Source organism: Enterococcus sp. DIV0187, from assembly GCF_051713785.1.
GTDB lineage: Bacteria > Bacillota > Bacilli > Lactobacillales > Enterococcaceae > Enterococcus_A > Enterococcus_A avium.
Genome location: NZ_JBIOQO010000001.1, coordinates 1,165,256 through 1,183,287, shown reverse-complemented (window position 1 = coordinate 1,183,287; position 18,032 = coordinate 1,165,256). Strand labels below are relative to the sequence as shown.

Genomic DNA, 18,032 nt, shown 5'->3' with positions numbered 1-18,032 from the left:
CTCTGAAGGGAGAAACAAACAATGAGGTATACAAAGCCAGAAAAAAATCGTGAGGAAAAAATTCCATTTGCGCCAGGTATTCATGAAGCAAAAATTGAAAAGGTTGTTATGCAGAAATCTAAAAAAGGCAAAGATATGTTCATGATTTTTGTTGTTGGATCTAAAGGGGAAAGTAGCCTATCATTCTTGACTTTTGGGAATGATTTCACTGAAGAAAGTTTGGGCTACATTTTATCCAGTATTGAGGATAATGGCTGTGATATTCCTGATATTGATTTTGACTACAACAAAGTAACAGCGGACTTTCTGACTGATAAAGAGGTCTACGTCAAGATCAAGGAGAGCGAATATAACGGTGAGATCCAATACAGTATTGAGAGTTTTTTGAGTCAGGAAGAGTACGACACGATTATTGATACAGAGATTTCAGTTGCAGAATAAAACAAAGGAAAGTGTAGGTAAATTTAATGGATATCTTAAATAAGCTAGTAACCGTTATTGGAGCAGTAATGACAATTAGAGGGTTGTTTGGTGTGTTTACAGGAGCGCAAGACTTCTTTTCAGGCAGAAAGAATGATAATCCAAACAAAATGGATAACGGTATTGAATCAATGGTTACAGGTGGAGCTATGGCAGCTATTTCGGCAACGATCGCAGCTGCGATTATTGCTGCGTTGGGTCAAATCAGGTTTTAGTAAAAATGGAGGAGGTGGCTTATGAAAATTGACGGCTCAACGCTAACACAGCTACTATCCAGTCTTGATAAATACAATCCTGTTGCGAATCAGTTGGTAGAAAAAATATCAAAAGGCCTGACACCTGTTGCCTTGTTGATCCTAAGTGTGTTGATGTATGTCGAATTTGCGGATACCAACAAGAGGGTCCAAATTGAACAAGGTCGTGTAAATATGGAACTGTTTTTTTCTATAGCGTGGAAATACTTTGTGGGTTTTGTCTTGGTCATGTACAGCAACGAAATATTTGATTCGATTGTTTGGTTGGCCAATGCGATAGGCAATATTATTAATAATGTCACAACAGCAAAAACAGATTTAAAATTTGTTGTTCCTGAGCTAAAAGGAAAGGTAAAAGCGAGTCAGAAACTGATATTGAATGGAATCAGTGCAGTCGCACACTTCTCTAATTGGATCGCTGAGATCATAACAAAAATACTCGTTTTTCTTCGAGCATTTGAGCTGTTCATTTTCAAAGCAGTGGCCAAAATATTAGTGGCTGCCTATGTCAGTGAAGAGTGGCGACCGATTGCGACCGGTTTTTTGAAGAAGTTTATGGCCATTGCGATTCAAGGCTTCTTACTAATTCTTATCCTGAAGCTCTACCCTGCATTGATCGCAAATGACATGTTTGATCTTGTTGCGAACGGAAACTATTTACAAAATCTATCAGCGATATTTATGAGTTTATGTAAATCGGTAGTATTCATTTTAGTCTTGATTGGATCACAACGAAAAGCAAAAGAATGGATGGGGGGCTAATAGTGGCAATACAATCTAAGTTTTATAAAGATCTATCGAAATTTGAGCCAATTGATCGAATGGGACTTACCAAGCGACAACGGCGAATGGTATTTAGACTAATCCCAGGAACAGTGGCAATTCTTTCCTATATTGTATTTTTGGATATGGAAGGAATTGCCTTTTGGATCTTGTCCATAGTGACAGGATCTATTTTTATTGTTCCGCCTTTGTTAAAGGGGCTTGGGAAGTGGGAAGAGTATTCAAACAAGATTGAATTCTTCTTAAAGAAACAAGAAAGACACTATGAAACAGGGCAGATACGGAGGTACACAGCAGATGAGTTTGTTCAAAAGAAAAATGTCTCGGAAACTGACAAAATCACAAAAAAGTAAAAAGAAACGTTTGATTCAGAATGCAGCAACCACACAAAATACACTGAAGTATACCAGCAACTTTGAATCAGGATTGATGCACATTGTCGATAATGAATACTCGAAAATGTTTGAACTTGGTAATTTGGATTATGAAGTGGCCAGTGAGGACGATAAATTAGGCGTTGTGGTTAATTATGCCGAAGCTCTGAATTCTTTAGATAAGCAATCAAGGTATCAAATGTTGGTGCTTAATAAACGAGTTAAATCCAGCTTGTTAGAAAATATTCTATTGCCGCCGCAAGGTGATCCTTTTGATATTTATCGGGCAGAAATCAACGATATTATCACTAGTCGATTTATGAATGATCAAAAGAGTTTTGAGCGACAACGGTTCGCAATTTTTAGTACCAATGCAAAAACGCCTAAACAAGCGGATCGTCAATTAAACACGTTAGGTAAAAACTTTGAAAAACGGTTCAATGATGCAGATAGTGACCTTGATTTTCACTCATGCAGCGGTGTAGATCGCATGAAAGTCATGTCAAGTATCCTACGACCGGGTAAACACTTCTCCACGACTTACCGGGATATCGCTTTGTCCGGGTTGACTAGTAAAGCGTTTGTTGCACCAGGCAGAATCAAATTCTACGATGAGTCCTTCAAAATCGATGATAAGTACGGAAAAGTCATGTATATTCGCGACTATCCAGAAAACTTGGAAGACCGTTTGGTAAATGAAATTTGTGAAACTGGCCATGAATTAGCGATCTCCATTCATGCGAAACCTTATGATATTGTCCAGGTGAAAAAGGATCTTAATACGAAGCACATGCAAAACAAAACCGATATCGTTCACCAACAGAAAAAGAACTTCAAAGAAGGACTTTCAGAAGATATGGTTTCTGGTTTAGCGAGTGAAGTAGATATGACTACAAAAGAATTGGCTGAAGAAATGAAGCAAAACGGCCAACGGATGTTCTCCGGTGTTTTTGCGGTTATGTTGATTGAAGAAACCAAAGAAAAATTGAATCTAGCTGTAAAAGACGTAAAGGAACAAGCACAAGCATTGGGAGTTGAGTTTGACGATATCTTCCAGATGCAAGAAGAGGCATTAAATACGATTTTACCTATTGGAAAACCCTATTTAGATGTTCAAAAGAATTATATGCGTGATATGACAACGAGCAATGTGGCAACGCAAATTCCATTTACGAATGTCGAGCTTCAGTCACCAACTGGTAAATACTATGGTCAAAACCAATTAAGTAATAATATCATTACGATCGATCGAAAAAGAGATCTGAATACGCCAAGTGGATTGATCTTCGGAACGTCTGGATCAGGAAAAGGTATGACTGCTAAGTGGGGTCTGATCTACGATCTATTGACAACTATTAAACGGATTGTCGCTGATGGTGCAAAGAAGGAGCATTGTATCATTGTCGACCCTGAAGACGAGTATTCGCCAATAGGCAAGGTGTTTGATGCTGAGATCCTCGATATTTCTTCAGGAACCAATCACCATCTGAATATCTTAGATATGGCCGATTCTTCCATGTTGGATGCGGAGGACCGCAAGGTGGATCTGGTGAAGGAAAAAGCGAATCTGCTTGTCAGCTTGTTTGAGTCGATCCTGAAGAATTTCTCAGATGAAGAGGCAAGTATGGTTGACCGAGTCACTCGTTTGACCTATCAGCGTTTTGAGAACATCGATCGACAGCCAACACTTGTGGACTGGTATGAGATCTTAAAAGAGCAGCCGGAACCATTTGCCCAGCAATTAGTCATTAAAGTGGAGCCTTACACGATTGGATCGCAAGATATTTTCGCTCACGAAACGAACATCGATCTTACTGCTCCATTCATTATCTTTAACATCAAACACTTGAATGATCGTCTGAAGGCTTTTGCCATGAAGGTGATTTTAGACCAAGTATGGAAACAAGTTGTTTCTTACCAAAATAAGCTAACCATTCATTTGTATTTTGATGAATTGCAGCTGAATTTTGATACGGAACAAAATGCGTCATGGTTCTTTAAGTTGTGGTCACGTATTCGTAAATATGGTGCAGTTACAACAGGTATTACCCAAAACGTTGGTACTTTGCTAGAAAAATCAGCTGGTCAGAAGATGATCTCAAATAGTGAATTTATCGTGCTATTGAGACAAAAACTGGTTGATATGGAGCATTTAAAACGTGTGATCAAAATTCCAGTTTCATTACAAAAATATGCTGGAGAGAAAGTGCCTAAAGGTACCGGGCTGATTTATGCTGGTGGGAATATCGTTCCATTTGAGAATCATATTCCTGAACATACAAAGCTATTCGAGTTGATGAATACGGACGCTGCGTAGAGGTGTGCCTATGAAAAAAACGACACCAAAAAAAGTAACGATTCAAACCACATCGAAATCGAATCATTATCAATCAGGTCAAGGGAATCAACAATCGAAAAATGGACAGTTTTCACCGGGTGCGCTTTTGAGCAGCAGAAAACAGCGCAAATATACAGTGAAGCAAACAATGAAAGAGAATTCTTATCTTTCTTCAAGAAAACAAGTAAAACATACCAGGAGCGAATACCGAGAAGCACAACGGAACTTTCGTTCTAAGGTTGAGAAGCATGAACAACTGAAGAGATCCCTTGAATCAACAGAACAGAAACGGACCACTGCAAAGAGTGCGCAAGAAATACGTGCTCAAACATTTGCGAAGGCAAAATTGAAATCAGAAACTGATAAAGCTGAAGGGGAACGCAACGCAGCAAAAGAAAATCTGAAAGTAAAGAGAGAGGTTTACAAGAAGACAAAGAAGGCTGATACCACTCGTTTTACAAAACAAGCAACAAGACAAGTAGGATCAGCAGTTAAGCGTAAAGGGGAAGAAACATTTGGTAGTGAAGGTACATTAGCTGAAGCTATGAAGATCCGACAAGATAGCAGACGACGGACCAACACTTATCAAACATCTAAATACCTGCTAAATAATGCTCACCGAATGAATATGAAATTGGCTAAGGGAACGTATGGGCTATCCAATAAATCCTACAATTATATTCGTGGGAGAGGGTTTCAACGTACACCAGAACAATACTCTAAAATGCAGCAAACGGCTAAAAAGTTCCGGAACTTCCAAAACAGACTGAAGGCCAGCAAACTTGGCAAAGCAGCAAAGAGTACGTCTAACTTTATGAGTTCAGTCTTACGAGTGCTTAATAACCCACTGAAGGTTAGAAATTTAGCCATTCTCGGTGGGTTAGCGCTTGTCATAGCAACGATATTCATGTTTATTCCCTTAACCACGCCATTACCTATTCAACAAGATGATTTTCAATTGACGGAATCCTGGCTTCATATGACCAAAGTTGACGCGGACCGATCAGATGATACGTATTCTTTTTACACTCCTTTTGATGAAGTAATGTTCTATATGAACTATAACTTTGAGGACTATACAACAGCTGAATACATGACGATTTTGGGGAATAAGCGTTATGGAGACTACATGAATGGCATATGGGAAGCCATGAATGATACGTCCAAAGACGAGTACAAATTTACATCGATGTACGATCTTGCGAAGGATAAAAAATCTAAGTACCACATGGACAAAGATGATTTCGAGGAAATGAAGGAAAACGCGGAAGAGTACGGCTATTCTACTCTTGATGGCCAGTTGGAATTTCCTTATAAAACTGAAAATTTGCCGATTACTAGACGCTTTGGATTTGAAGTGAATAGTAGTGGAAAAGCAGAAAAATTTTCGAGCATTGAGGTTGAATCGAGTCAGGACCAGGACATTCAAGCGCCAATGGGCGGTACTGTTGAATGGCATGAAGATCAAAGTAAAGTAGTGATCAAGGAAAATGAATCAAATGGCTCTCGGGTGATTCTTACAGGAATAAACGCAAAGCGACATGAAACCGGAATGATCATCAAAGAGGGAGAGTTGATCGGTAAAGCAACTGGATCAACTCTCACGATCTCTTATGAAAAATATAGTGAAGATAAGAAAAAAATGCTACGAGTGAATCCAGCATTTTATTTTGAAAAGGTGACGTATCGCCAAAAGACAACAATCACTGAACCGTTTGATCCTGAAGGCGGCGAGTTAGAAAACGCTCGATTCCTTTACTCCAAGTTAACCGAAATGGGCTACAAGCTTGAGGGGATTGCCGCTATGTTAGGAAACTTTTCAGTCGAATCAGGAATCAATCCGAAACGTGCTGAAGGGGATTATCTAAACCCACCGGTTGGAGCTAGTAAGAATAGCTGGGATGATCCTGCATGGCTGAATATTGGCGGTATGCAAATATATGGCCGGTATCCGAACATTATTCACCGGGGGCTAGGACTTGGCCAGTGGACCGATACAGCGGATGGCGGAACAAGACACACGCTGCTGGTCAATTTTGCGAAGGAAAAGAAAAAGAAATGGTATTCGCTGGGCTTACAGCTTGATTTTATGATGAATGGTGACGTACCGGCTTATCGGACTATATTCAAAAGTGCTATGGATGGATCTGCCGGAAATGGAGTTGCTGAATTGACGCGTTACTTCTTGGGGCGTTGGGAAGGAAATCCAGGAGACAAGTTAGCTGCACGTATAGAAGCTGCTGAAAAATGGTACGCGTATTTCAAAGCAAATCCAGATAAAGATCCTGGCGGAAGTACAGGGAAGTATATCCTGCCTCTTAGTCCACCCAATATTAGTTCATGGTTCGGTTGGCGATCGATGGGAGATTACCATCGTGGCATAGATTTTGCCCACCCACAAGGAACGCCAATAAAAGCCATTGATGGTGGAACAGTGATCACAGCTGAATTCCATTATTCCTGGGGAAATCACGTGCGCGTGAAGCATGATAATGGCCAAACAAGTCTCTATGCTCATTGTGTTTCGTTGAATGTAAAAGTCGGAGACAAGTTGAAGCAGGGAGATATTGTCGGGCTAGTAGGAAATACCGGAAATAGTTTTGGTGCTCACCTTCACCTGGGTACGACACGTTTCTGGATAAGTGTATAACGAAACCAGACACCTTCCAGTAGGAAGGGAGAACTTATTCTTCGAGAAGGGGAATGACGCCATCATGCTGGCTGAAACCTTTCCTCTAAAGCTCCTGCATGCAAGGAATAATAATAGTTTGAACTTGTGTGAAGTCAGGTAAAGTCGGCTGAGAGTTGCCCTAACAGGTTAAGCTGAGGAACATGTTCTGGAGGCAGAATACGCAATTTATAGGCCGGGAGGCTATAAGCAATATATGGTGAGAATGACTTATTCGAAGTCTGACGAAGCAGCGAATGTACAAATCTAAAGCAGGACAGAGACCGAAAGGCTCTGGCACACGACTAAGTGTGATAAATTACCGTTTAGTACGAATCTAGGTTAGGAATAACGGAATAATCAGCGAAGAGATTATAAATTTATAGGTTTATAGCTAGCCACCTAAGTATTGATGATTAAAGCTAGAAGAATAGGAACGTGGTAAGCAGAAAACTTTTATTCAAACAGCTATTTACTGGAAAGGTTGATGGTAACATCATTTATTTCTGTGAAAGTAGGGACACAGTACCAATGAAGCGTCTAATCAACGTGGAGGGATAGTCCCAAGTCTAGAAACTATTATTAGAAAAAGGTTAACAAGATAAAGCTCAAGTTTCGAGTATGACAAGGAGATACCAAAGCAAGGAGGTATGCCTACTTGAGCACATTAGAAAGAAGTACAGAGTATTATGGTCTGACAGATTTGTTTGATCAGCTATATGAATCAAGTTTAAATGGAGAAACATTTAGAGAGCTATATCAATTCATTGTTTTAAAGCAAAACATTCTACTTGCCTATCGAAATATTAAACGAAACTCAGGTTCAAAAACACCTGGTGTAGATGGTATCACGATATCCGATATTGAAAGATTGAATGAGAATGATTTTGTAGAGATTATACGAGCTAACTTGTCCAATTATCGACCTGGACCAGTTAGAAGAGTTTACATTCCAAAAAAGAACGGGAAAAAACGTCCATTAGGTATTCCTAATTTATATGACAGAATTATACAACAAACGATTAAACAAGTAATCGAGCCGATTGTTGAAGCAAAATTCTTTAAGCACAGCTATGGTTTCAGACCTTTGAGGAGTGTCGAACAAGCCATGGGAAGAATGCACTCAGTCATAAATAACGTTCAACTTCATTATGTTGTAGATGTTGATATAAAAGGATTTTTCGATAATGTAAATCATAATTTATTGAGACATCAGATTTGGAATATGGGAATCCGTGATACTAAGTTAATAGCGATTATTAGCAAAATACTAAGAGCTGAAATAGTCGGGGAAGGTACTCCAGTAAAAGGAACACTGCAAGGTGGATTATGTGTAGCTTAGCATAAGCCTCCTAATGCACAGTAAAGAATAATGTAAAGTGAAAGCGTAGAAGCCGCATGGATAGGAGCCTTACGGCTGAAACACTACGCATAATAAATTGATTAATGATCAAAGACTATTTAAGAAATCAAGCAATTGATTGTCTTGATTCCATTCCGGTAATTCATCGGAAGTAATTTTAGGATAGGCTTTTTCAAGTATTTGTCTCTTGGACTCCATGTCTAAGAGAGCGTAGACATCAGTTGTAGAAATATCTACGTGACCTAAAATATCGCGAATATATACGAGGTTCACTCCAGCTTGATATAGATGCATTGCTTTCGAATGTCTCAATATATGAGGGGTCACCCTTTTGGGTAAGCTAGAGCGATTTTCTCTAATGACTGCCTCGTATTTTTGGAGAATATACGTTATACCTCCGCGAGTTAACTTCTTTCGTTGTTGGTTAAAGAACAATGGGAATGCCTGATGGCCATTTTTCAAAAGATTGTTTTCTGCCATGTACTGTCGCAAGAGAATGACTGTATTCCCCAAAATAGGGACGTTTCTTGTTTTTTGACCTTTTCCGGTCAAAGTAATCATTTCTGGGTGATCCAGTCTTACATCACAAATCTTTAAATCACAAAGTTCTTGAACCCTTGCGCCAGTATCATAAAGAACACTTAATAAGGTTCTATCTCTTCTCCCTGTTGCTTTTAATGGATCCGGGGCATGTAATAGTTCTTTTGTTTGTTCAGCGGTTAAATGAACAATCGTTGATCGCTGGCATTTTTTACTGGGTACTTGCAGAATCTGTTGGCATAGATCCATGTAAGCCGGTTCTTGTATGAGCACGTATTTAAAAAATGCATGAATAGCCATTAGTCGTTGATTTCTTGTCGTGATAGAACAGTAACGGTCTGTCTCTAACCAGTTCAAAAAGTCTGTTAACAGCTCTTTTTTGAACATATTGAAACACAATTTTTCTGGTTTTATCCCCTGAACTTCTTGACAAAATTTCAAAAACAATCGAAAAGCATCCCGATAAGAAGAAATAGTGTTACTACTCAAATTTCTAACAATCGGCAAGTAGTTTGTAAAGAAGTCCGTCAGGTGTTTGGCAAAATCAGTAGTCTTCATGAGATTCACCAACTTCAGGGATTACATTTACAAAAGTGTCATTCAGTTTTTTAGTGATATTTGGAAACACATCTGCTGTCAAATGAAGATAATAAGCAGTATCACTCAGTGATACATGTCCTAAATAGGTTTGTAAAACTGGAAGATATACCTTTAAATCTTTGCTTTCCAAGGCCCATTTTCGAAGACAATGAACGGCGAAAGTATGTCGCAAATCATGAACTCTCGGACCTTTTCCACGTCCGCCATGTGGTATCCGTGCTTGCCAAAGAAATTTTCGTAGATTTTTTTCTACATTTCCCCTGGTCATCGGTTTACCGTGGTAACCCGGGAAAAACCAATCTTCGGGTTGAGAAAATAGGTGAACGGTCTGATAAAAGCTATTTAGTCGTTTTAACATTTCTGGAGAAAGCGGTAATTGTCGAAATTTTCCCAGTTTAGCATTTACTATCTTAATCACACCAATTGTTAAATCTATATCTTGAACTTTCAGTAATCGTGCTTCTGACAATCGCATACCGCAGCTGTAAAGTAATCTGAAAAATTCTGGCATTACCAAATGTCGATAGGGAACTTGAGAACAATAGTGACATTGATCTGCTTGAAAAAATATTTTCTTTAATTCCTGATTTGTATAGATATGAGGAATGTAACGTGTAGGTCTTGGCATCATTCCTCTTGGAAAGATAAATGCATCAAGACCAAGTCGAGTCATATATTTAGCTAGTTCTTTGATTGGTGTAATACGATTTTGCAAAGTAGCTGCCTTTTCTGTGGGTCGTTTCTTTGACCAATCCATCACTAAATCAACTGTTAAATTTTTTTCATCATGATAATAGTCAACACAAAATTTATCAAAACGACGTAGAATCTGTACTTCAGATTCGTATTTGTAGCCTAATGCTCTTTTTTGTTCAATTAATCCTATGATATAAGACGCAAACCTTGAGGAAAACAACACTATTCCACCTCCGGACTAAGCGCACATTCGCTAAGTAGCCGAAGGCTGCTTTTTAGGTAAATAGGTGTAGATTCAGTACTTTGATGTCCGAGAATATCTGAAATTTCTTGGATAGGCGTATGATTTTCAAGCAATGTTGTAGCTAAGGTATGACGCAAAGAATGCATACCAATTTTTTTCTCTTTTGTAACTGGAATCTTCGCAACTCTCATATGTTTGACAATCATCTGATGGAGATGATCATTATCCGAAAAAGCTCCAATAGGTGCAAGATGGCGAAGAAAGATGTAAGGCGAATCACTGATAGGACGGCCATTTTTAATATAATCAATGATTGCCCAACCCACGTCCTTCAAAAGCGGTAATCGAACAGTATTATTCGTTTTTGATTGTGCAAATTCTAAATAATTCTCATCCCAGTTCAAACTAGAAAAAGTTAAGTGTTTAATATCTATACATCGAAGCCCCAAACGCGCGACTAAAAGAATAATCGCGTAATCTCTTTTACCCGAAGGGTTTTCTCTGTCGATTGCGTTTACTAATTTATAGAGATCATCCTTATCCCAAACTGACGGAATAATCGTTTGGTTTGGAACATGAATTGTAGGGATTAGAACGGTACAATCGGTTTTTAAGACATTTTCTTTATACAAAAAGCGTAGAAAGGATCGAGTGCCACACAAAACAAACTCAACCATTTTAGGACGATAACCTAATAGTGTTTTGACAAAATCATTTAGGTTAGAAGCTGTTATTTGTTCAAGAATAATCCCATTGCCCTCTATGAAGTACAAGAAATTTTCCGCGGTTCTACTATAACTTTCTTGTGTAGATTTAGCATATTCAGCGAGATAACATTCTCTTTCAAACCGTTCCAATAGTTTTAAGTGTTTCGCCTGATTAACTTTATTTAGAGTTTGATTATAACGCCGAAGAACAATCCCGTGTTGTTGGAAGTCACCTAGCATACGGACGATTCGGAATAAATACACATTACTTTGAGTGAGTGTGCCAGCTTGTTCTTTAGCGAAGAAATCACATTTCTCATCAACATAGCGCATAGCGACGGATTCTGAAAAATAAAATTCATTTTGTGAATCAAAATAGTCAGTGAGTCTTTTCCAGTTACTTCGATAATAATTTAGAGTGGCTTCTTTATAACCAACCCTTTGAAGCTCTTGATCCAGCAGTTTGATAAGTTCTTTTAGCTTTACTTTTTCTTTCATGTTCTTGCCTCCAAAATATATTTTTAGGGATAGTCCCAAAAATAATCTTGGCAGGATCTTGTTCATTGAGCAATTTATTATGCGCAGTGTTTCAACCGTAAGGCTCCTATCCATGCGGCTTCTACGCTTTCACTTTACATTATTCTTTACTGTGCATTAGGTGGTGTATTGTCCCCATTACTAGCTAATATCGTATTGAATGACTTAGACCAATGGATAGCTTCTCAATGGGAAAATTTCCCCTCAAAACACCAATATTCTCGTGGAAAACTACATCGGGCACTGAAAGGAACCACTTTAAAAGAAGGTTATTTAGTTAGATATGCCGATGATTGTGCGCCACGAAAGTGTGCGTGAATAGTTAAGCTATTCAATGCAGCTATGCTGTATAGATGATGGCAGATGGCCTGCCGAAATCGCCATACAGGTGGAGGTTTCAAACCACCTTAAGGTGCTGTAGTCAAAAGCTATGGTATTGAGCGTTAAGGAAAAGGCAACCGAGAGTTGTCAGGTACGTGTTATGGAGATGAGTGACCATACGAACCACCTACAGAAGTGTCGAAAGCGTAGAAATTCCGTCAAAACTAGGTATAGTCGTTGATCTAGGATGAGCTTGGAGGAAACCTGTTTACTGATCAAGCGGCGGGCGGCATAAAGGTGGCATGAACATAACATAGGCGTCTATATGGAACGTGGGAACCCACGGGCTGATGTTAAGGGAGTATTTCAAGCGGAAGCCCCGCAAGAAAAGAGTACCGATGCAGTCATGAGGGCAGATTGGGTTGTAGTAGTGAAGAAACTCTTGTAATGAGAGGGGAGCGAAGAACCCGAGTTATCCAGTTTCAAGGATAAGTCAACTTTAAGGAGGAGGAACTTATGCAAGAAACAAAGTCATACAATATTTCAAAACAAGTAGTTTACCAAGCATTTCTAAAAGTAAAAGCCAATAAAGGAACATTTGGAGTAGATGAAGAATCAATTGAGGCTTACGAATGTAAGCTAAAAGATAATCTATATAAACTGTGGAATCGGCTATCATCGGGTAGTTATTTCCCGAAACCAGTAAAAGCAGTGTCCATTCCTAAAAAGAACGGGGGACTGAGAGTACTTGGAATTCCAACAGTTGAAGATAGGATTGCACAGATGGTAGCGAAGATGTATTTCGAACCTGCAGTAGAACGATTATTTTACGAAGATTCTTATGGCTATCGACCGAATAAGTCGGCGATTCAGGCAATAGAGAAAACAAGAGTTAGATGCTGGAAAAGAGATTGGGTACTGGAATTTGATATTAAAGGACTTTTTGACAATATCAGACATGATTACCTAATTGAAATGGTAAAAAGGCACACTCAAGAGAAGTGGATTATCTTATACGTGGAAAGATGGTTAAAAACACCTTTTCAAATGGAAGATGGTTCAACTGTTTCGAGAGAAGCCGGAACACCTCAAGGAGGCTTATGCTAAGCTACACATAAACCACCTAATGCACAGTAAAGAATAATGTAAAGTGAAAGCGTAGAAGCCGCATGGATAGGAGCCTTACGGTTGAAACACTGCGCATAATAAATTGCTCAATGAACAAGATCCTGCCAAGATTATTTTTGGGACTATCCCTAAAAATATATTTTGGAGGCAAGAACATGAAAGAAAAAGTAAAGCTAAAAGAACTTATCAAACTGCTGGATCAAGAGCTTCAAAGGGTTGGTTATAAAGAAGCCACTCTAAATTATTATCGAAGTAACTGGAAAAGACTCACTGACTATTTTGATTCACAAAATGAATTTTATTTTTCAGAATCCGTCGCTATGCGCTATGTTGATGAGAAATGTGATTTCTTCGCTAAAGAACAAGCTGGCACACTCACTCAAAGTAATGTGTATTTATTCCGAATCGTCCGTATGCTAGGTGACTTCCAACAACACGGGATTGTTCTTCGGCGTTATAATCAAACTCTAAATAAAGTTAATCAGGCGAAACACTTAAAACTATTGGAACGGTTTGAAAGAGAATGTTATCTCGCTGAATATGCTAAATCTACACAAGAAAGTTATAGTAGAACCGCGGAAAATTTCTTGTACTTCATAGAGGGCAATGGGATTATTCTTGAACAAATAACAGCTTCTAACCTAAATGATTTTGTCAAAACACTATTAGGTTATCGTCCTAAAATGGTTGAGTTTGTTTTGTGTGGCACTCGATCCTTTCTACGCTTTTTGTATAAAGAAAATGTCTTAAAAACCGATTGTACCGTTCTAATCCCTACAATTCATGTTCCAAACCAAACGATTATTCCGTCAGTTTGGGATAAGGATGATCTCTATAAATTAGTAAACGCAATCGACAGAGAAAACCCTTCGGGTAAAAGAGATTACGCGATTATTCTTTTAGTCGCGCGTTTGGGGCTTCGATGTATAGATATTAAACACTTAACTTTTTCTAGTTTGAACTGGGATGAGAATTATTTAGAATTTGCACAATCAAAAACGAATAATACTGTTCGATTACCGCTTTTGAAGGACGTGGGTTGGGCAATCATTGATTATATTAAAAATGGCCGTCCTATCAGTGATTCGCCTTACATCTTTCTTCGCCATCTTGCACCTATTGGAGCTTTTTCGGATAATGATCATCTCCATCAGATGATTGTCAAACATATGAGAGTTGCGAAGATTCCAGTTACAAAAGAGAAAAAAATTGGTATGCATTCTTTGCGTCATACCTTAGCTACAACATTGCTTGAAAATCATACGCCTATCCAAGAAATTTCAGATATTCTCGGACATCAAAGTACTGAATCTACACCTATTTACCTAAAAAGCAGCCTTCGGCTACTTAGCGAATGTGCGCTTAGTCCGGAGGTGGAATAGTGTTGTTTTCCTCAAGGTTTGCGTCTTATATCATAGGATTAATTGAACAAAAAAGAGCATTAGGCTACAAATACGAATCTGAAGTACAGATTCTACGTCGTTTTGATAAATTTTGTGTTGACTATTATCATGATGAAAAAAATTTAACAGTTGATTTAGTGATGGATTGGTCAAAGAAACGACCCACAGAAAAGGCAGCTACTTTGCAAAATCGTATTACACCAATCAAAGAACTAGCTAAATATATGACTCGACTTGGTCTTGATGCATTTATCTTTCCAAGAGGAATGATGCCAAGACCTACACGTTACATTCCTCATATCTATACAAATCAGGAATTAAAGAAAATATTTTTTCAAGCAGATCAATGTCACTATTGTTCTCAAGTTCCCTATCGACATTTGGTAATGCCAGAATTTTTCAGATTACTTTACAGCTGCGGTATGCGATTGTCAGAAGCACGATTACTGAAAGTTCAAGATATAGATTTAACAATTGGTGTGATTAAGATAGTAAATGCTAAACTGGGAAAATTTCGACAATTACCGCTTTCTCCAGAAATGTTAAAACGACTAAATAGCTTTTATCAGACCGTTCACCTATTTTCTCAACCCGAAGATTGGTTTTTCCCGGGTTACCACGGTAAACCGATGACCAGGGGAAATGTAGAAAAAAATCTACGAAAATTTCTTTGGCAAGCACGGATACCACATGGCGGACGTGGAAAAGGTCCGAGAGTTCATGATTTGCGACATACTTTCGCCGTTCATTGTCTTCGAAAATGGGCCTTGGAAAGCAAAGATTTAAAGGTATATCTTCCAGTTTTACAAACCTATTTAGGACATGTATCACTGAGTGATACTGCTTATTATCTTCATTTGACAGCAGATGTGTTTCCAAATATCACTAAAAAACTGAATGACACTTTTGTAAATGTAATCCCTGAAGTTGGTGAATCTCATGAAGACTACTGATTTTGCCAAACACCTGACGGACTTCTTTACAAACTACTTGCCGATTGTTAGAAATTTGAGTAGTAACACTATTTCTTCTTATCGGGATGCTTTTCGATTGTTTTTGAAATTTTGTCAAGAAGTTCAGGGGATAAAACCAGAAAAATTGTGTTTCAATATGTTCAAAAAAGAGCTGTTAACAGACTTTTTGAACTGGTTAGAGACAGACCGTTACTGTTCTATCACGACAAGAAATCAACGACTAATGGCTATTCATGCATTTTTTAAATACGTGCTCATACAAGAACCGGCTTACATGGATCTATGCCAACAGATTCTGCAAGTACCCAGTAAAAAATGCCAGCGATCAACGATTGTTCATTTAACCGCTGAACAAACAAAAGAACTATTACATGCCCCGGATCCATTAAAAGCAACAGGGAGAAGAGATAGAACCTTATTAAGTGTTCTTTATGATACTGGCGCAAGGGTTCAAGAACTTTGTGATTTAAAGATTTGTGATGTAAGACTGGATCACCCAGAAATGATTACTTTGACCGGAAAAGGTCAAAAAACAAGAAACGTCCCTATTTTGGGGAATACAGTCATTCTCTTGCGACAGTACATGGCAGAAAACAATCTTTTGAAAAATGGCCATCAGGCATTCCCATTGTTCTTTAACCAACAACGAAAGAAGTTAACTCGCGGAGGTATAACGTATATTCTCCAAAAATACGAGGCAGTCATTAGAGAAAATCGCTCTAGCTTACCCAAAAGGGTGACCCCTCATATATTGAGACATTCGAAAGCAATGCATCTATATCAAGCTGGAGTGAACCTCGTATATATTCGCGATATTTTAGGTCACGTAGATATTTCTACAACTGATGTCTACGCTCTCTTAGACATGGAGTCCAAGAGACAAATACTTGAAAAAGCCTATCCTAAAATTACTTCCGATGAATTACCGGAATGGAATCAAGACAATCAATTGCTTGATTTCTTAAATAGTCTTTGATCATTAATCAATTTATTATGCGTAGTGTTTCAGCCGTAAGGCTCCTATCCATGCGGCTTCTACGCTTTCACTTTACATTATTCTTTACTGTGCATTAGGGGGCAATCTCTCTCCCCTGTTAAGTAATATCTACCTGAACGAATTTAATCAACTCCTAGGAAATCTAGGGCATAAATTTGTTCGATAGGCCGATGACTGCAATATCTATGTTAGAAGCAAACGAGCAGGACAGCGTTCATCACCAAATACTTCTAAATGATCCGAATAGATTTTTAACGCCACTTTTCTTCCAATAAATGCATAAGGGACAGAGTAATAATGCTTTTCATAACTAGTATGACTATTATTATAGACTTTGACGGTTTGATAGAGACAGTATTCATAGGGATAGGTCGGTAGTGGTTGGAGCGCCGGTTTTTCGATGTCTTCGAATAGAATCTGACAAGAGCTAGTCTTTTTTGAAAGGGTTTGGTATTGAATCGATGGACTTCTTTCATTGATCGTTGGTTGTATTCCTCTAGGCTAAAGAAGGTGTAGTTTCGCATACGAGCGACCACATGGGTGGTCAGTCGTTTCGCAGTATTTTCAACGGAAACTTTATCCTTTGGCTTTTTGACGCGTGCTGGAAGAATAACGGTGTGATAGTGGTTAGCCAAATCTTCATAGTTTCGATTTAAAACAAGTGTAGATCGTGTATGTTTTTTGACGCCGGTTCGAAGATTGTCTGAAACAACAAGTAGAGGAACGCCTCCTAAGAATTCAAATAGAGAGATATGAGCCTGTATCCAGTTGTCTGGTTTCATATCTGAACAGCTGAAGGCAAAAGCATAGCCGCTAAACGGCAAAACAGCGACAAAGAGATATCCTGAAAGAACTTCACCCGTATCCGGATCCACCCAAGTCAATTTCGTTGCTGCCCAATCGGCTTCTACTTTTTCGCCAGCTCTTTCGTCAATTGTTCATAATTAGGTAGTGTAAAATACGGTTGGCGCTGCTTCGTTGATTTCGGTTGTTTAAATAGCGCATCTACCTTTTGCGGTCCCCATTTGGCAAGTTCATAATAACTCAGTTGATTGACGGTGATTATTTTGATGACCTTACTGACCGTATTACGACTGGTGCCGAGCATTTGGCTGATGGAACGTTGGCTCATAGCTAATTCATGGAGTCGAACAATTTCTAAATAATTGGGCATGGTTGCCACCTCCTAATGGATTGTACAAATGACTTCGTACATTCTTAGTTATACAGGAGATTGGCAATCAAAAACGTAAAAAAACGATTCCTTCACTAAGAAAAGAAATCGTTAATAGTGGTTCAAGTTAGGGCGAGTTAAGTGGCTCTCCTTGATCCGATTTGACTGGCTCAATTTATTCCGACGAAGTGGCTCTCAAACTCCGCCGTATGCACAAACGTCCAACCAATTTTTTTGATATACCTCAAGAGAATCCTACTAAAGCAAGAGTATCTTTCAAGAAGGTGTGACTTATGCATATGAAAAGTTCAAAGAAGGAAAAGTGAAGAGATTATTTGAAAAACCAGAAAGAACTGAAAAGAAGGAATCTTTTTAGGTTTTCAGTCAATACAGATTTAATAAAGTGTTAAGAAATATTTAAGATAGTAATTAAGAGTCATTTGATATAGTC

The 18,032-nt window shown here is 38.5% G+C and carries 17 protein-coding genes and 1 pseudogene; 13 read left to right on the top strand and 5 right to left on the bottom strand.

Annotated elements, in window-relative coordinates; genetic code table 11:
* Positions 1 to 21 precede the first annotated feature (21 nt).
* The 7 genes from IGI52_RS05825 (at position 22) to IGI52_RS05795 (ending at position 8,239) form a co-directional block, all read left to right on the top strand.
* On the top strand, positions 22 to 441 hold the full coding sequence (locus IGI52_RS05825; RefSeq protein ID WP_438780719.1) for a type III secretion system protein PrgE: 420 nt from the start codon (positions 22 to 24) through the stop codon (positions 439 to 441).
* A 26-nt stretch (positions 442 to 467) separates the two neighbouring features.
* On the top strand, positions 468 to 695 hold the full coding sequence (locus IGI52_RS05820) for a hypothetical protein (RefSeq protein ID WP_419129186.1): 228 nt from the start codon (positions 468 to 470) through the stop codon (positions 693 to 695).
* Between the two features lie 21 nt (positions 696 to 716).
* Positions 717 to 1,496, top strand: a complete 780-nt coding sequence (locus tag IGI52_RS05815; protein WP_438780718.1) for a hypothetical protein — start codon at positions 717 to 719, stop codon at positions 1,494 to 1,496.
* A gap of 2 nt (positions 1,497 to 1,498) precedes the next feature.
* A complete protein-coding gene (locus tag IGI52_RS05810; protein ID WP_438780717.1) occupies positions 1,499 to 1,870 on the top strand; it encodes a hypothetical protein in 372 nt (123 codons plus the stop codon).
* On the top strand, positions 1,815 to 4,208 hold the full coding sequence (locus tag IGI52_RS05805; protein WP_438780716.1) for a VirB4-like conjugal transfer ATPase, CD1110 family: 2,394 nt from the start codon (positions 1,815 to 1,817) through the stop codon (positions 4,206 to 4,208). The genes IGI52_RS05810 and IGI52_RS05805 overlap by 56 nt, the downstream gene beginning before the upstream one ends.
* Before the next feature lie 10 nt (positions 4,209 to 4,218).
* Positions 4,219 to 6,879: a phage tail tip lysozyme gene (locus tag IGI52_RS05800; RefSeq protein ID WP_438780715.1), complete on the top strand. Its 2,661-nt coding sequence runs from the start codon at positions 4,219 to 4,221 to the stop codon at positions 6,877 to 6,879.
* Positions 6,880 to 7,555: 676 nt separating this feature from the next.
* Positions 7,556 to 8,239 carry a reverse transcriptase domain-containing protein gene (locus IGI52_RS05795; RefSeq protein WP_438780714.1) on the top strand — a complete coding sequence of 228 codons (684 nt, stop codon included), beginning with the start codon at positions 7,556 to 7,558 and terminating at the stop codon, positions 8,237 to 8,239.
* A gap of 108 nt (positions 8,240 to 8,347) precedes the next feature.
* Here the strand turns inward: IGI52_RS05795 and IGI52_RS05790 are convergent, their stop codons facing one another.
* Genes IGI52_RS05790 through IGI52_RS05780 form a run of 3 tightly spaced genes read right to left on the bottom strand, consistent with a single transcriptional unit; the run spans position 8,348 to position 11,545 of the window.
* Positions 8,348 to 9,358, bottom strand: a complete 1,011-nt coding sequence (locus IGI52_RS05790; RefSeq protein WP_438780299.1) for a site-specific integrase — start codon at positions 9,356 to 9,358, stop codon at positions 8,348 to 8,350.
* A complete protein-coding gene (locus tag IGI52_RS05785) occupies positions 9,345 to 10,319 on the bottom strand; it encodes a tyrosine-type recombinase/integrase (RefSeq protein ID WP_438780298.1) in 975 nt (324 codons plus the stop codon). Before IGI52_RS05785 ends, IGI52_RS05790 begins: the two co-directional genes overlap by 14 nt.
* On the bottom strand, positions 10,319 to 11,545 hold the full coding sequence (locus IGI52_RS05780; RefSeq protein WP_438780297.1) for a tyrosine-type recombinase/integrase: 1,227 nt from the start codon (positions 11,543 to 11,545) through the stop codon (positions 10,319 to 10,321). The genes IGI52_RS05785 and IGI52_RS05780 overlap by 1 nt, the downstream gene beginning before the upstream one ends.
* A 685-nt stretch (positions 11,546 to 12,230) precedes the next feature.
* Here IGI52_RS05780 and IGI52_RS05775 point away from each other — a divergent pair.
* The 6 genes and pseudogenes from IGI52_RS05775 to IGI52_RS05750 all read left to right on the top strand — a co-directional run.
* Positions 12,231 to 12,353, top strand: coding sequence for a hypothetical protein (locus tag IGI52_RS05775; protein WP_438780713.1), 123 nt, complete (start codon positions 12,231 to 12,233; stop codon positions 12,351 to 12,353).
* Between the two features lie 68 nt (positions 12,354 to 12,421).
* Positions 12,422 to 13,012 (top strand): reverse transcriptase domain-containing protein, encoded by a 591-nt coding sequence (locus IGI52_RS05770; RefSeq protein WP_438780712.1) that lies wholly within the window; start codon positions 12,422 to 12,424, stop codon positions 13,010 to 13,012.
* A 176-nt stretch (positions 13,013 to 13,188) separates the two neighbouring features.
* The gene (locus IGI52_RS05765) at positions 13,189 to 14,415 is read left to right on the top strand and encodes a tyrosine-type recombinase/integrase (protein WP_438780297.1); all 1,227 of its coding nucleotides are present in this window, start codon (positions 13,189 to 13,191) and stop codon (positions 14,413 to 14,415) included.
* Positions 14,415 to 15,389, top strand: coding sequence for a tyrosine-type recombinase/integrase (locus tag IGI52_RS05760; protein WP_438780298.1), 975 nt, complete (start codon positions 14,415 to 14,417; stop codon positions 15,387 to 15,389). The genes IGI52_RS05765 and IGI52_RS05760 overlap by 1 nt, the downstream gene beginning before the upstream one ends.
* Positions 15,376 to 16,386, top strand: a complete 1,011-nt coding sequence (locus IGI52_RS05755; protein WP_438780299.1) for a site-specific integrase — start codon at positions 15,376 to 15,378, stop codon at positions 16,384 to 16,386. The genes IGI52_RS05760 and IGI52_RS05755 overlap by 14 nt, the downstream gene beginning before the upstream one ends.
* A 97-nt stretch (positions 16,387 to 16,483) precedes the next feature.
* A pseudogene (locus IGI52_RS05750) lies at positions 16,484 to 16,570 on the top strand (reverse transcriptase domain-containing protein); the annotation flags it as partial.
* 20 nt (positions 16,571 to 16,590) lie between these two features.
* Here the strand turns inward: IGI52_RS05750 and IGI52_RS05745 are convergent.
* Positions 16,591 to 16,809 (bottom strand): Mu transposase domain-containing protein, encoded by a 219-nt coding sequence (locus tag IGI52_RS05745; RefSeq protein ID WP_438782232.1) that lies wholly within the window; start codon positions 16,807 to 16,809, stop codon positions 16,591 to 16,593.
* A 505-nt stretch (positions 16,810 to 17,314) separates the two neighbouring features.
* A complete protein-coding gene (locus IGI52_RS05740; protein WP_438780711.1) occupies positions 17,315 to 17,581 on the bottom strand; it encodes a helix-turn-helix domain-containing protein in 267 nt (88 codons plus the stop codon).
* Positions 17,582 to 18,032 lie beyond the last annotated feature (451 nt).